This is a genomic window from Janthinobacterium psychrotolerans, from assembly GCF_001677885.1.
Classification (GTDB): Bacteria; Pseudomonadota; Gammaproteobacteria; order Burkholderiales; family Burkholderiaceae_D; genus Janthinobacterium; species Janthinobacterium psychrotolerans.
Map to the genome: position 1 here is coordinate 395,577 of NZ_LOCQ01000061.1, position 14,619 is coordinate 410,195.

The window sequence follows — 14,619 nt, forward strand, 5'->3', positions numbered from 1 at the left end:
GCCTTATCGGCTGTCGAGCCAATCCTGCCCGCCTGCCGCCAGCGCGGCGGCAATCACCTGGTCGGGCAGGCTGTAGACGGTGGCCCAGCTGGCGCGGCCGTCTGCCGTGTTGGCCGGAAAGCTGTGCGTCTCGATCGGCCAGTGGTATTTGCGTTTCAGCGCCTTGACGATGGCGGCCAGCGAGACGCGCCCCTGCAGCGGTTCGGCGCCGGCCTGGTCGCGGTTCGACAGCAGCACGGCCAGGACCTGGCCGCGGCCCGTGCGCAGGCCGGGATAGGTGGGGGTTTTGTTTGCCATCAGCTATTTTCACACAGTGTCGGTGTTTCTTACAGTCAGCTCAATCCCCTCCAGTTCGCTTTATACAAGTCGTTGATTCGACTTGGCTTTTTTGTTTGGCACGCAAGCTGCTTATCAAGGTCGACCACGGCACCCGGAAGGCTCTTCCGGATGTCACCGACCAACCTGACCATGATAACGAGGCTGCGATGAACGTCGATCACCCACGAAGCAAGACCCTCTGCCTGTTCGGCGCGCTGGCTGCGGCAGGACTGCTGGCCACCAGCCAGGCGCAGGCCGGCGCCTACGGCCTGGCCGTCAATGACGTCAATAATTTTCGCATCACCACCAGCGCCGGCACCCTGGCGCTGACGCGCGCCAACCGCAACGCCAGCGACAGCACGTATTTTGAAAACGCGGCCGCCGTCAATCCGCGCGCCGTCAATACGGGCCCTGCCGCCAACGCCGACGTGCCGCAGGTGTGCGCCGGCGGCGGTTGCGCCGGCCTGCCGCAGAACAATTATGCGCCCAGCACGGTGCTGGAATTTGCGCGTGGCGACGCGCATTCCTTCGGCAATATGCTGACCGCCGCCGGCGCCACCATGCGCGCCGTGTCGGAAGCGCAGCGCGACACGGTGGGCGCCGCCTCGTCGACGGCCGGCGATACCTTGACCGGTTCGGTCAACCTGACCTTGTCCAGCGCCGGCTTCATCACCTTCAGCTTCCTGGCGCGGCGCGACCTGCGCAGCAGCGTCACCGGCCTGGGCGACAAGTCGAATGTGTCGATCATGGATATTTTCAGCATTTCCTGCAGTGCCGCCAGCCCGGCCGGCTGCGCGCCGCGCGCCAATGCCGACGGCATCGTGTTCCAGTTCGCCCCCGATGGCGACGCCGCCAATGGCAGCGACGTCAACGGCAACCACGGCGCCGGCAGCCTCGATCCATTCAGCCTGAACATCACGGCCGGCACCAACGAGCCCGGCACCGCGCGCGCGATCACCAACAACTTTGCGCTGTTTTCGCTGACCTCGAATTTTGCCCTGCCGGCCGGCAGCTACACGCTGAACTTTTCCAAGTCGACCCGCACCGATATCGTGGTGATCCAGCAGGTGCCCGAACCGGCGACCCTGCTGCTGCTGGGCATCGGCCTGGCCGCGCTGGCGACCACGCGCCGCCGCCAGGTGTAGCGCCCTATCCGAGACGCGCCAGCGCCTGGCGCGCCAGTTCCAGCTGCTGCACATAGTAGCGGTGCAGCACGGCCGGATCGAGATCGCGGCCCAGGACCAGCCGCAGTTCGCTGGCGGGGCAGTCGGCGGCAACCACCTCGATATGAATGCCCAGTTGACGCGCCAGCCGGCGCGCCGCCTGGCGCTGCGCCGGCCGGTATTCGACGCGCGTGCGCGCCACCCGAAACGACGCGGCGTTTCCCGTTCGCACCACCTGCAAGGCGCCGCCGGCCAGGCTGCGCGCCAGCGCCGCCGCCATGCCCGGCTTGCCATTTCCATTGAGAATTTCCAGCCGCGGCCGCGGCGCCTCTGGTACGCTTGCCGCCACGCGCTGCAGGCGCGCCATGCCGGCGCTTTGCGTGATCTCGATGCGGTCCATCGCCGCCGGGGCGGCCACTGGCGGCGCCAGCGGCAAAGCCTCGGCCGGCCGCACCCTGCTCGTCTGCAAACCTTGCGCCTGCGCCAGCATATGCGCCGCCCGCTCCGGCTGGCCCAGCCTGGCCAGCACCTGCGACAGGCGCTGCCACGACAGCGCATGGAGCGGGTCGAGCAGGCAGGCTTGTTCCAGCGCCGGCAGGGCGTCGGCGTCGCGCCCGGCCAGCATATAAGCATGGCCCAGGTTGCGAAACAGATAGGCCTGGCCCGGTTCCTGCGGCACGCCGTGGGCCAGCAGCGTTTCCCAGATGGCGATGGCCTGCCGCACCTCGCCACGCTGCGCATGCAGCACGGCCTGGCCATTGCGCGAGGCAACATCAAACGGGACCGTCCCGGGCGCGGTCACGGAACCGGGACCGGGACCGGGACCGGGGCTGGCGCAGGCGCCCAGCAGCAGGCAAGCGCCGGCAACGGCCAGGCGCGGCAGGGTAAGTGTCATAGGACTCCTTTATCGGTTGGCCATGGCCGGCACCAGCACGCGATAGACTTCGATCACGGCCGGCCCCATCAGCACCAGCATCAGGGTGGGAAACACACAGAAAATCAGCGGGAACAGCAATTTGAGGGCGATCTTGGCGGCCGCTTCTTCGGCCAGCAGGCTGCGCTTGCTGCGCAGATCGTCGGAATGCACACGCAGCGAATCGCCCATGCTGGTACCGAAACGCTCGGACTGGATCAGCATGGCCACCAGCACATCGACATCCTCCACGCCGCTGCGCAGGGCCAGGTTGCGCAGCGCCTTTTCCTTGCTGAAACCGGCGCGCATTTCCATCAGCACCAGCTGCAGTTCCTGCGCCAGCACCATGCTCTTGAGATGGATTTCGCCGGACACTTTGACCAGCGCGCGTTCCAGGCTCAGGCCCGCTTCGACGCAGACGGTCAGCAGGTCGAGCGCGTCGGGAATATTTTCAAAGATGTCGCGCTGGCGCCGCCTGGCCGTGCTGGCCAGCACCAGATTCGGCAGGTAGTAGCCGATGGTGGCGCTGAGGCACAGGAGCAACATCAGCACGCTGCCCATCGAGGCGGCCAGGCTACTGGCCGCATACAGGCCCAGCACGGCGGGAAACAGCAGGGCCAGCACCGACTTGGCGGCAAAGTACAGCGCCGGCGCGCTGGCCTGGCGCCAGCCCGCATTCATGAAGCGGGTGCGCAAGGGCGAGCGTTCCCAGCCTTCCTCGGGCAGCGACAATTTCGAAAACGGCTTGGCCACGCGCGCCATGCGCTCCACCCAGCCCTGTTCCGGCAGCGCCTCGCTGCCGCCCGGCGCGGCGGCGCCCGGCGCGGTGGCGCCAAACAAACGCTGGCGCAAGCTGCCCGGAAAGAAAATCAGCGAGGCCGCCACCGCCAAGCCCGCCGCCACGGCAAACACGATTACAAGAAACAGCAGTTGCTGGCCGCTCATGGCACCCTCCCTTTCATCGTGCGTTTTTAAATACGAATTCTGATGACTTTACGCATCCACACCACCCCCAGCGTCACCATGCCGGCCGCATACCACAGCAGGCGGATGCCGGCCGGGTCGGTCCACAGCAGGCTGATGTACTGTGGATTGACCAGCGACATCACGCCTATCATCACCACCGGCATCAGGCCCAGCACCCAGGCCGACATGCGCCCTTCGGCCGACAGCACGCGCACCTGGCCCAGCAGCTTCAGGCGCGCGCGGATGATGCGGGCGATGCTGACCAGCACCTCGGCCAGGTTGCCGCCCGATTCGCGCTGTACCAGCACGGCGATCACCAGGTAGCGCAAGTCCGTCAGCGGTATGCGCACGGCCAGGTTCTGCAGCGCCTCGTTCATCGGCACGCCGTAATTGATCTCTTCATGGGCCAGCTTGAATTCGCCGCTGAGCGGCTCATTCATTTCGTCGCCGACCATCTGCAGCACATTCGAAAACGAGTGGCCGGCGCGCAGCGCACGGGCCAGAAAATCGGCCGCCTCCGGCAACTGCGCCGCGATCTTTTGCAGGCGGCCCGCGCGTGCGCGCAGCAGGAACAGCACCGGCCCGCCGGCGGCCATGACCAGCAGCAGCAACACGCCCGGCAAGGGCATCGGCCAGGCCGCCAGCACCAGCAGCGCGGCCAGCAGCACGCCGCCGGCGACGGCCAAAAATTGCGCCACCGACCACGCCAGGCCGGCCTGCAGCAGCAGGCGGTCGAGCGCCTCGCATTGCGGTATCCTGCGCAGCGCGCGCTCCAGCCCAGGCGCGCGCGCATAGCGGCGCTGCTTGAGGATGGAGACCCGCTCGCCACCGGCCTCGCCGCGCGCGGCCATCAGGCGCAGGCGCCGGCTGATGCGCCGCGCCGCGCCGCCGTGCGTGCCCGACCACCACAGCCAGGCGCCTTCCACCATCAGGATGCAGGCGGCGAACAAGACGATGGCAAAACCGTAGAACACCAGGTCCATGGCGCTTCCTTTATTCGTAGATGCGGTCGGGATCGAACACGCTGTCGGCCACCGGCGCGCCGAACATGCGCAGGCGCTCGGTAAAACGCGGCCGCACGCCGGTGGCGCGGAAGTGGCCCTGCACGCGGCCATCGGCGCCCACGCCGGTCTGCTCGAAGCGGAAAATTTCATGCATGACGATGATCTCGCCTTCCATGCCCGTCACTTCCTGCAGGCTGACCAGCTTGCGCGCGCCGTCGGTCAGGCGCGACACCTGCATCACCACCGTCACGGCCGAACAGATCTGCTGGCGCGTGGCGCGCGGCGTCAGGTTCACATTGGCCATGCCGACCATGTTTTCCAGCCGCGCCAGCGCGTCGCGCGCGGTGTTCGAGTGGATCGTCGCCAGCGAGCCTTCATGGCCGGTATTCATCGCCTGCAGCATGTCGAGCGCCTCGGCGCCGCGCACCTCGCCCAGGATGATGCGGTCAGGCCGCATGCGCAGCGCATTGCGCACCAGCGCGCGCTGGCTCACTTCGCCCTTGCCCTCGATATTGGGCGGGCGCGTTTCCAGACGCACCACATGCGGCTGGCGCAGCGCCAGTTCGGCCGCGTCCTCGATGGTGACGATGCGCTCGCTGCCGGGAATAAAGCCCGACAGCACATTGAGCAGGGTGGTCTTGCCGCTGCCGGTGCCGCCCGAGATCAGGATATTGATCTTGGCCTGGCCCAGCGCCTGCAGCACCTGCACCATCGGCGGCGTCAGGCTCTTGAAGTCGAGCATGTTGGCAATCGTCAAAGGCTGCACCGCAAAGCGGCGGATCGACAAAATGGGGCCGTCGACCGCCAGCGGCGGAATGATGGCGTTGACCCTGGAGCCGTCGGGCAGGCGCGCGTCGACCATCGGACTCGATTCGTCGACCCGGCGGCCGACCCGCGAGACGATCTTTTCGATGATCTTCATCAGGTGCGCGTTGTCGTGAAACGTCACCTCGGTCAGCTCCAGCCGTCCGCCGCGCTCGACATACACCTTGTCGCAGGTATTGACCAGGATATCGGACACGCCGGGGTCGGCCAGCAAGGGCTCGAGCGGGCCGAAGCCCAGCATCTCGTGCTGGATGTCGAGCACCAGGCTGTGCCGCTCGTGCTGGTTCAGCACGATGCGCTCCTCCTCGATCACGCGCTGCACCAGCAGCGCCAGCTCGTGCTTGAACTGTTCGGCCGTCAGGCGTTTCAGGCGTTCCAGGTCGATACGGTCGAGTATCGTCTGGTGCATGGTTTTCTTCAGTGCCTGGTAGGCGTGCAGCGCCAGCGCGCCATGGCCGAGGCTGGCCGGGCGCGGCGGCTCGTTGGCCGCCAGGCGTTCGCGTAATGTCATCTCGTCTCCTTCTGTCAGTGTCAGGTGTCGCTGCGGCCGAACAGGCGGTCGAACAGGCCGCGGCTTTCCGTCACGCGGCGCGCCGTCACCTGCCCGACCAGGTCGGCCAGGCTGCGCGCCACGGCGCTGGTGCGCGACAGCTGCAGCAGCGGGACGCCCTGGTTGACCGAGTCGGTGGCGGCCAGGTAATCGTTCGGCACCGTGTGCACCACCGACGCGCCCAGCGCCTGCTCGAGGTCGGCCAGGCGCAGGCGGCCGCCCTTTTCGTAGCGGTTGACGATCAGGCGCAGCCGCTCGCCGGGGTAGCCGAGCGAACGGAAGATATCGAGCAGGCGGCGCCCGTCGCGGATGTCCGGCAGCGCCAGCTGCAGCACCGGGTAGATCGTGTCGGCGCTATCGAGCGCGCGCAGCGACAGCGCATCGATCTGGCGCCCGACGTCGAGCACGATGTAGTCATAGTGCTGGCGCGCCACGGCCAGGATGCGGTCCATGTGCCCGGGCTGCATGTCGACCTTGTGGCCCGGATCGTCGGCCGCCGCCAGCACGCCGAAATTCGGCGTCACATGCACCAGGCAGGAGGCGAGAAAGGCGCCGTCCATGCGCGAGATCTGCGCGCAAATATCGGACAAGGTCATCGCCGGCTTCTGGTCCGACACATACAGGGTGGCGTCGCCGAACTGGCCGTGCAGGTCGATCAGCAGCACCTTGCGGCCAGCCAGCGCCGCCAGCGCATAGGCAAAATTGGTCGATAAAAAGGTCGCGCCGCTGCCGCCCTTGCAGGAGATAAAGGCCAGTACCTTGCCGTCGCGCATTTGCGTCACGCCGGCATGGATATCGACCCTGTCCATCGCTTCATGGAAGGCCTTGTGCACCAGCGGCAGCTGCAGCACTTCGCGCATGCCGGCACGCATGGCGCGGATCAGCACATCCTGCTGCTGGCCGCGCGTGAGCAGCATCAGCACGGCCGCCGGATACTGGCGCGCCAGGCGTTCGAGCAGGCCGGCCTCGTCGGCGTCGATGCCGCTGGCGTCGACGATCACCAGTTCGGGGGCGTCGGGCAGCATGCGTTCGACGGCGTCGCGCAAGCCGCTGCGGCGCTCCGGCAAGCGCAGCACCGGCATGCGCGCGGCGCCCTGGGCGGCAATTTCATCGTGCAGCTGGACATCACGGCTGATCATCAAGGCTCTCATGGCACTTCCTTCGCGAACGATATGGCGATATGGCGGTCCGGCGGGCCGGCGCTCAGTTGCAAAAGGCGGGGTTGTCCTGGTAGCCGAGCGACTCGGCCACCGCCACGGTGACGCCAGTGGGCAGGCGCACCGCCTGCGCGCCGGAGGGAAACAGCATGCCCAGCAGCGGCAGCAGCGGCCGGTACGGCACCGGCTCGCAAGCGCCACCCGCGCCGCCACCGCCGGGTACGCACAGTTGCGCCCGCACGAAGCGGATGCAGCTGGCGCCGTGCGGATCGTCGAGGCAGTTGATGCGGTTGCGCTGCGGGCAGCCCGGCAGCACGCCGACCGGCAGCGCCGCCGGCACGCCGCCACCGCCGGACGACAGCGACAGGTAATCGATGCGCACATAGGCGTCGCCGATGGCGCCACCGAGCGGCAACCGGCCGGGTCCGGCGCGCAGGATTGCCTGCGCGCGCACCGCTTGCAGCGCGCTGGCATTGCTGAAGTCGGTGACGGCGGCACCGCGCGCGGCGCGCCGCGTAATTTCAGGCACCAGATTCCACAGATAGACGGCGCGCGCCACTTCCAGCAGGGCAAACAGGAAAATGAAAAACAGCGCCGCCAGCATGGCGAATTCGACGGCGAACACGCCGCCTTCGCGCCACCGCCGTGCATGCGTGGCCTCAGTTCGCATAGCGCAGCACCGCGTTGGCATTCAATGAAATCGGCGCCAGCTGCGGCAGCCAGTGCAAGGTCAGGCGGGGCAGGAAATCGATGGGCAACTGCGCGACAAATTTCACGCGCACCTGCAGCGGCCGGGTCGGATACGAGCCGCAGGGATAGTCGCCATCGCTGTAAATGCATTGGACGCTGATACGGTTGGCATTGAGCACCGGTCCGGTCTCGGCCAGCGCCTGCCGCACCAGTTGCACGGCAAACGTGGCCGCCTGGTTGGCGGTGTCATCATTCGTCATTTGCTGCAGCGGCAAGGTGGCCATGTAGCGCGCCGCGTCCTGCGCGCTTTTCTGCACCACCGTGTACATGAACAGCGCGCGGCCGAACAGCAGCACCACCGGCAGCAGGCCCATGAAGAACAGCATGATCAGCGCCAGTTCGATCGCCGCCACGCCCTGCTGGCCGGTTGTCGCGTGGCGATGGCATGGGCGCCTCATTGCAGCAGCTCGGCCGGGCCACCCAGGGCCAGTTCATCGGCCATGCCGGCAAATTCGCCGCTCAGCACACCGCTGGCGGCCGGCGCCGTCATGAAAAAGCGGGCGATGCCCAGCACGCTGGCCAGCACGTCGCCGCCGGCCGGCGCGGGACAGGCCAGCAAGGCGATATGCAGCACGCGCCGCTGCGCCACGCCCGCGTTGCCGGCGGGCGCCGTCAGGAAAGCGGCCGACCCATACGGCGTGCCGACAACCGGATAAGCGCTGTTGCTGGCCGGCGCGGTGGGCAAGCCGGGATACAGGCTGGCCCAGGCGTTGTTGGGAAAGGCCGTGTAATCGCCGGCCGGCTTGGGGTTGGCATACTGCACCGCCTTGGCGAACGACCACAGCGGCCCATAGCTGGCCGGCGCAATGCTGGCAGGCTGGCCGGCGGCGACCGGCGGCAGGTCGGCCACCGTCAGCAGCGGCGCGCCGGTGGTGGCCAGCGCGTTCGAGCCGGACGGCACATTCATCCACCAGCCGCTTGGCTGGGCAAACGGAAACGCGCGGATATTGGTGTCGGGCGGCGCCGATACCGGGTTGCAGCGATTGGCGCCGTATTGATTGAAGCGCGCATTGAAGGCCGGCCACAGCGCGGCGGGAAACGGCCGGTGCGCATGGATGGCCTTGCCGATGATTGCCGTGTGCAGCATGCTGCCGCCGCAGATGAAGGGCTCGACGCTGGCGTCGCCGAGCTGCGCGGACGGGCCGATGGCGCCCAGCGGGCCGACCGGATTGAGCAGGAACGTCTCGGGCGCCGCGCCATGCGGATTGAGGTTGAGCAGGTTGTAGGCCACGCCGCGCCGGAAGCCGAATTCCAGCGCCTCCTTGCGTTCGGGCGGCCCGGGATTGGTGCGCAAGGACGCCGGCGCCGCAGACAGCGCACAGATCGCCAGCGGCGTGATGCGCATGCTGCTGCGGCCGGCCACCGCGCGCCCGCTGGTGTCGAGCGTGCGCAGCGCCGGCGACCAGGCGCCCAGGAAGGCGGTCGCCACCTGCCCCAGCGCAGGTGTATTGTTGCGCGTATCGACGCGCACGAACAAGGCCCTGGCCGGGTCGGACACGGCGCCGGCGGCCTGCCATGCGCCGGCCGGCGCATCGGGCGCGCTGGCAAAGCGGATGCTGTCGTCGGAAAGCAGCGCGCCCTGCATGCGGCGCCGGTACAGGCTCTGGCCGGCGGCGCTGCTTTTTGCCTTGGCCACCGCGTTGGCCAGGCCGGCGGCGGTGCCCACCAGCTCGGGCGCGGCCGCCAGCGCCGCGTTGTCGGCCAGGTTCTGCAGTTCGGTCTTGCGGCCGATGACCTGGCCGACATCGAGCGCCAGGCCGATAAAGCCCAGCACCACGATCAGCAGGATGGAAAACATGATCAGCATCGCCCCCTGCTGGTGCCGAAGCTGGCGCCTATTTTCCACCGCCGCCTCCCAGCATGAAGGTCACCGGCGGCGGTACTTGCCGGTTCGGTTCGGCAAACGAGGCGCGGTAGCGTTCGAGCACGGCGCGCGCGCTGGCGCCGTCCAGGCCATGCGCCGGCGCGCTATTGCCGGCGGCGCCAGGATCGAGCACCTGCTGCGCCATGGCCAGGCGCGTGGCCGCGCCAAAGCGCGCGTCGAAATGCGGCGTGCTGCCCTGTACGCAGCCGGCCAGCGGCAGCAACGGCAGCAACGCCAGGCGCCGCATCAGGATGAGTAAAATCGATCGCATGGCATGGCTCCCTGGCTTATTGCAACTCGAAGCCGCCGGCCGTGCGCGGCGCGGCGGCAGGCATGGACAGCGGCGGCGCTGCGCCTTCCAACTTGCCGTTCAACATCAGCTCCACCCGCGATGGCGGCGCCAGCTGCGCTGTCGGCAAGGCGGCGCCTGCGGGCGGCAGCGGCTTGACCAGGTGGGCCGTGATGACGAACAGCAGCTCGCTGCGGTCATGCTGGAAGTCGGTGCTGCGAAACAGCGCGCCCAGCACCGGCAGCTCGCTGAGCCAGGGCAGGCCGGTGACGTTGCTGACCTGGTTGTTCTTGATCAGGCCGCCAATCGCATAGCTCTGGCCGTCGTACAGCTGCACCGTGGTCGAGGCGCGCCGGGTGGTAATCACCGGCAGGATAGCGCGGCCGCTGACGCCGGCGCCGGAAATGCCCACCCCTTCGCGCGACAGCTCCGACACTTCCGGCGCCACCTTCAGGTTGATGCGTCCACCCGACAGCACGGTCGGCGTGAAGCGCAGGCCGACGCCGTACTCGCGCTCTTCCAGGGTGATCTTGTTGTTGTCCTGGCCCACCGGAATGAAAATCTTGCCGCCGGCCAGAAAGCTGCCTTCCTGGCCGCTGATCGCCATCACGGTCGGCTCGGCCAGGATGCGTACCAGCCCATCCTGTTTCTGCGCTTCGATGGTCAGCTGCTGGCCGTTCGACTTGCGCAGGTCCAGCAGGCCATTGGCCGCGCCGGTGAGGAAATTCGACAGCAAGGTAGTAGCCCAGCTGCCCGAGGCAAAGCGCAAGGTGGCGCCCACTTCCAGCCGTTCGAGCAGCGACTTCGATACTTCGGCGATCTGCACCGCCAGCATCACCTGCTGCGGCGCGCTGACGTTGAGCAGGTTGATGATGCGGCTGGCGGCGCCGCCGGCAACGGCGGTGGCCGCGGCCGGTGCGGCGCCGTCGGCCGGCTTGGGCAGCGCCAGCGGCGTGGTGGCGCGCCGCACATAGGCTTGCGCCAGCTCGACGGCGCGCAGCACGGCGTCCGCATCCTGTACCGTGCCCGACAGCACCAGGGTGTCGGCGGCGGCCGTCACGCGGATGGCTTTTTCTTCCGGCATCAGTTCGGCCAGGGTGGCGCGCAGGCCGGCCGGGTCCATGCTGACGGTGACGTTGACCACGCTGCACACGCCGCTCTTGCCCTGGATAATCATGTTGGTGCTGCCGATATCGGCGCCCACCACGTACAGGGTATCGGGCGCCACCAGCATGGCTTGCGCCACGGCCGGATTGCCGACGCTGCGCTGCAGCACCGGCTCGGGCAGGCGCAGCATGCTCGACTTGCCCAGCTCGAGCTGCAACTGGCCGGGCGTGGCGGCGGCGCCGCCACAGCGCGGACCGGTGTCGGCGGCGGCCAGCGGCGGCAGCAGCAAAATCGTGCACAAGATCGGCAGGGTGCGGTTCATAGCAAGATGTCCATGGTGGGGGCGGCCGCTAGAAGCATTCGCGCGAGGTGCGCGTGCCGTCGATCAGGCCGCTGCAATGACGTGGTGGCGCCACCGCCGCCACGCGGCGTGGCGCGGCCGGCTTGACGGGCGCCGGCGTGGCCGCTGGCGCGCTTGCCGCGTCGGGCGCCGGCGCGCCCAGCAGGGTCAGTTTGGTGGCGCCGTCGGTCACGCCCGGCTGCGGGTCGACCTGGTTGCGCAACACCAGCGACAGGCTGCCCACGCTGCGCGCCAGATCCAGGTTTTCCGCTTGCGCCGGCGTCACTTCCAGGGTCACGGCATTGACCACGCGCGGCCTGGTTTCATCGCGGCCCACTTCCTGCGCCACGGCCAGCACCAGTATCCGTTCGAGCACGATCTTGGAAATATTGCGGCTTTGCGGATAGCTGCGCTCGCCGGCGTCCTGCTGGGTGCTGACGATGATGTCGACATAGTTGCCCGGCAAGGCAAAGCCGGCCACGCCGATCACATCATTGACGCGCACGGTAATGGCGCGCCGCCCTTCCGTGATCAGCGCCGACAGGCCGCCCAGGGTGCCGGCCGGCGCCAGCTTCGCCTCGCTCAGCGGCTCGCCGCGCAGCACGCTGCTTTTCAGCACCCGTCCCGACAGCTTCAGCGGGTCTTGCAGCGCGCCTTCCGGCAGGCTTTCGGCCGGCCATTCCGCCAGCCGCAGCAGCTCAGGATTGAGGCGCTGGCCCAGGTTGACGTCGGCTGCCGCCACCACGATCCTGCCCTTGCCGGCAGGGCTCTGGCGCAGCAGCCAATGCGAGGCCAGCAGCACCGCCAGCAGGCCCAGCACGATGGCCAGCGCCATCATCATCAGTGCGCGCCGGTTTTTCATGCGATGCTCTCCTCAAACACGCCGTCATGCGCGTCGCAGCCGGCAAACAGGCTGTCCCAGGCCTGCTCCAGGCTCGCCACCGTCAATTGCGCCTCACTGCCGGCAAAGCCGGCAAAGTCGGCTATGCGGCCGAGCAACTCGCGCGGCGTGCTGGCCAGCAGCGCGCGGCCGCTGGCGCCATGCAGCTGGCGCAGCAGGTGGTGCAGCACCTGCTCGTCGAACGCAATGCCGGTGGCGCGGCATTGCTGGCGGAACAGCACGCGGTAAGCGTTCTCGGCCAGCGGCCCGAGCCGCACCTTGTAGCCGATGCGGCGCAGCAGCGCGGCGTCGAACAGGCTGGCCGGCGCCAGATTGGTGGCCAGCAGCAGGGCCGTGTCGAACGGCATGCCGATGCTGGCGCCGCCGCGCAGGGCCAGCTGGTCGCTGCCCGAGGCCGCCGGCTGCAGCAGCCGCGCCAGCAATTGTGGCGCCGGCAGGCGCTGGCGGCCCAGGTCGTCGACGATCAGCATGCCATTGTTGGCGCGCACATGGGGCGGCGCCTGGTAGCAGCCGCTGCCTTCGTCATGGCGCAGTTCCAGCATGCCGGCGTCCAGTCCGGCGCCCACCTGGATCACCGGACGCTGGCACAGCACCCAGCGGATATCGGTGCTGCGGCGCTCGAGCGGCTGGCGCGCATGGCCGCCATGCCGGGGCGCCGGCGGCAGGTGCACGGCCGGGTCGTACAGGCAGATGATGTCGCGTCCCGCCACCACCGCATGCGGCACCGCCACCAGGCCATGCAGCAGCTGGCCCAGTTGCAGCGCCAGCAAGGATTTACCGCTGCCCGCCGGCCCGTACAACAGCAGCGAGCGCCCCGAATGCAACGCCGCGCCGACCGTGTCGAACAGGCCCGGCCCGGTGTGGGCCGCGCCCAGCACGGCCGCCAGGTCGTCGCTGGCCACGCGCTGCTCCTGCGCCCGCCAGGACTGGCGCGCCACCATCGCGCGGTACGATGCCAGGGTGACGGGCGCCGCCCCCAGGTAGGCGCAGCGCGCCATGAAGACGGCCGCATGCTGCTTGCCGGCGCCGGTCAGCTGATATTGCACATCGATCTCGGAGTGGCCACGCCACGCCACTTCGGCCAGTTGCTCGGCCACCATGAAGTCGAGCACCTCGCGCAGCACATTGACCGACAGGCGCAAGCGCGTGGTCAGCACCGACAGATGGCTCTTGCCGCCCACCAGCAGGGCCTTGGCGATCAGCTCCACCACCAGCTGGCGCTCCAGGCCCGTCTCGCGCAGGCTTTTTGGCTGCGGCGGCAAGGGCGGCATCAGCGTCGCATCGGCGGGACGGCTGGTCTCCGCAGTGAAATAATCGACTTCGGTCATGCGATCTCTCCCCTGTTTTGCTGACCTGCGAAAGACAGAATTTCATTCTATAGAGCAACTACAGGTACACATTGATTCGAAGCAATAATCCGTTTCAGCAGTAGTTTCGTCCCTGTATCAGCAGCGAGCCCAGGGCAATCGCCAGGCCGTAGGGCATATTGCCGACGCTCGCCTGCTGACCGGATGGCGGCGCCGGCGGCATGCCGGCGGTACGCACCATGAGCGGCCACAGCAACTGGCGCAGATTGCGCCAGCAGGCGCGCCAGCTGCCTTGCCAGGTCACGATCAGCAAGGCCATCAGGCCGCCGAGCACAAAGGTGGCAAAGCAGATCAGCAGGGTCGGCCAGGGGCCGGCAAAAGCGCCCACCATGGCGATCAGCTTGACGTCGCCGGCGGCCATACCGCGCAGCAAATACAGTGGCAGGAACAGGAAAAAACCGGTGGCCATGCCGCCCAGGCTGTGCAGCAGCCACGCTGGCGCCGCCAGCCAGCCTTGCAGGCAGAACGCGGCAAGCAGGCCCGCCAGGAGCAGCCGGTTGGGAATCTTGCGATGCATCAGATCGCTGACGGCGGCCGCGGTCACGAAGACCAGCAGCAGCAGCTCGCGCAGCACGCTTGCAGACATGGGTAACTCCCGTCAAAAAATCCCGCCACCGGTTGCCCGGCGGCGGGCACCGCCTTAAGGCGTCAACACCAGGTTGCTCGAAATTTCGGTGAGGACAGACAGCAAGTTGGTCTTGATCAGCAAGAAACCGGCCGTGATGGCGGTGGCCATCAGGGCCGCAATCAGGCCGTACTCGATTGCCGTAATGCCATCCTCATCCTTGACAAATTGCTGTACTGCCGACAGGAAGGTATTCATGACAGGCTCCCAAAAGTGAAACACAAGTCCCTGGCGCAATCGAGTGTGAAACATTGTCCATTCCTGCTACTATGTTTCTTGCCGTAAATTTCTGCGCCATTGCAATCACTATAAAACGCAGGCAATACGCGAAGTTGACGCACCACAAATTTCTATGTGGAAATTGTCAAACTTGGGCAAAATAAGGGAAGATAGCGGATGACCGGGCAACGATAACGACAGCAGCCACCTGGTGTGACGCGATGCGGGAATCGCATGTATTTACATGAAATCTTGCATACG

Annotated in this window: 16 protein-coding genes; 1 reads left to right on the top strand and 15 read right to left on the bottom strand. The window is 67.6% G+C overall.

Annotated features, from left to right (window positions below):
* Positions 1–3: 3 nt before the first annotated feature.
* Positions 4–297, bottom strand: a complete 294-nt coding sequence (locus tag ASR47_RS23835) for a hypothetical protein (protein ID WP_065310253.1) — start codon at positions 295–297, stop codon at positions 4–6.
* A gap of 188 nt (positions 298–485) precedes the next feature.
* On the opposite strand from ASR47_RS23835, the gene ASR47_RS23840 reads away from it, so the two are divergent.
* Complete coding sequence (locus ASR47_RS23840; RefSeq protein ID WP_065310254.1) at positions 486–1,463, top strand: EDSAP-1 family PEP-CTERM protein; 978 nt, start codon at positions 486–488, stop codon at positions 1,461–1,463.
* A 4-nt stretch (positions 1,464–1,467) separates the two neighbouring features.
* Here ASR47_RS23840 and ASR47_RS23845 read toward each other — a convergent pair whose 3' ends face one another.
* The 14 genes from ASR47_RS23845 to ASR47_RS23910 form a co-directional block, all read right to left on the bottom strand.
* Positions 1,468–2,376 carry a LytR C-terminal domain-containing protein gene (locus ASR47_RS23845; RefSeq protein WP_065310255.1) on the bottom strand — a complete coding sequence of 303 codons (909 nt, stop codon included), beginning with the start codon at positions 2,374–2,376 and terminating at the stop codon, positions 1,468–1,470.
* Positions 2,377–2,385: 9 nt separating this feature from the next.
* Positions 2,386–3,339 (bottom strand): type II secretion system F family protein, encoded by a 954-nt coding sequence (locus ASR47_RS23850; RefSeq protein ID WP_065310256.1) that lies wholly within the window; start codon positions 3,337–3,339, stop codon positions 2,386–2,388.
* A 26-nt stretch (positions 3,340–3,365) separates the two neighbouring features.
* Complete coding sequence (locus ASR47_RS23855; RefSeq protein WP_065310257.1) at positions 3,366–4,343, bottom strand: type II secretion system F family protein; 978 nt, start codon at positions 4,341–4,343, stop codon at positions 3,366–3,368.
* 10 nt (positions 4,344–4,353) lie between these two features.
* On the bottom strand, positions 4,354–5,700 hold the full coding sequence (locus tag ASR47_RS23860; RefSeq protein ID WP_065310258.1) for a TadA family conjugal transfer-associated ATPase: 1,347 nt from the start codon (positions 5,698–5,700) through the stop codon (positions 4,354–4,356).
* 20 nt (positions 5,701–5,720) lie between these two features.
* On the bottom strand, positions 5,721–6,890 hold the full coding sequence (locus tag ASR47_RS23865; RefSeq protein WP_065310259.1) for a CpaE/TadZ family protein: 1,170 nt from the start codon (positions 6,888–6,890) through the stop codon (positions 5,721–5,723).
* A gap of 52 nt (positions 6,891–6,942) precedes the next feature.
* Positions 6,943–7,566 carry a TadE/TadG family type IV pilus assembly protein gene (locus ASR47_RS23870; protein ID WP_065310260.1) on the bottom strand — a complete coding sequence of 208 codons (624 nt, stop codon included), beginning with the start codon at positions 7,564–7,566 and terminating at the stop codon, positions 6,943–6,945.
* A complete protein-coding gene (locus tag ASR47_RS23875) occupies positions 7,556–8,044 on the bottom strand; it encodes a TadE/TadG family type IV pilus assembly protein (RefSeq protein ID WP_065310261.1) in 489 nt (162 codons plus the stop codon). The genes ASR47_RS23870 and ASR47_RS23875 overlap by 11 nt, the downstream gene beginning before the upstream one ends.
* Complete coding sequence (locus ASR47_RS23880; protein WP_065310262.1) at positions 8,041–9,453, bottom strand: pilus assembly protein TadG-related protein; 1,413 nt, start codon at positions 9,451–9,453, stop codon at positions 8,041–8,043. Before ASR47_RS23880 ends, ASR47_RS23875 begins: the two co-directional genes overlap by 4 nt.
* Before the next feature lie 28 nt (positions 9,454–9,481).
* Entirely contained in the window at positions 9,482–9,781 is a 300-nt protein-coding gene (locus tag ASR47_RS23885; protein ID WP_065310263.1) for a hypothetical protein, read from the bottom strand.
* Positions 9,782–9,797: 16 nt separating this feature from the next.
* The gene (locus tag ASR47_RS23890) at positions 9,798–11,228 is read right to left on the bottom strand and encodes a type II and III secretion system protein family protein (protein WP_065310264.1); all 1,431 of its coding nucleotides are present in this window, start codon (positions 11,226–11,228) and stop codon (positions 9,798–9,800) included.
* A gap of 28 nt (positions 11,229–11,256) precedes the next feature.
* Complete coding sequence (gene cpaB, locus ASR47_RS23895) at positions 11,257–12,108, bottom strand: Flp pilus assembly protein CpaB (protein ID WP_065310265.1); 852 nt, start codon at positions 12,106–12,108, stop codon at positions 11,257–11,259.
* A complete protein-coding gene (locus ASR47_RS23900) occupies positions 12,105–13,475 on the bottom strand; it encodes an ATPase (RefSeq protein ID WP_065310266.1) in 1,371 nt (456 codons plus the stop codon). The genes cpaB and ASR47_RS23900 overlap by 4 nt, the downstream gene beginning before the upstream one ends.
* A 94-nt stretch (positions 13,476–13,569) precedes the next feature.
* Positions 13,570–14,100 carry an A24 family peptidase gene (locus tag ASR47_RS23905; RefSeq protein ID WP_065310267.1) on the bottom strand — a complete coding sequence of 177 codons (531 nt, stop codon included), beginning with the start codon at positions 14,098–14,100 and terminating at the stop codon, positions 13,570–13,572.
* Between the two features lie 54 nt (positions 14,101–14,154).
* Entirely contained in the window at positions 14,155–14,337 is a 183-nt protein-coding gene (locus ASR47_RS23910) for a Flp family type IVb pilin (RefSeq protein WP_065310268.1), read from the bottom strand.
* Between the last annotated feature and the right edge of the window lie 282 nt (positions 14,338–14,619).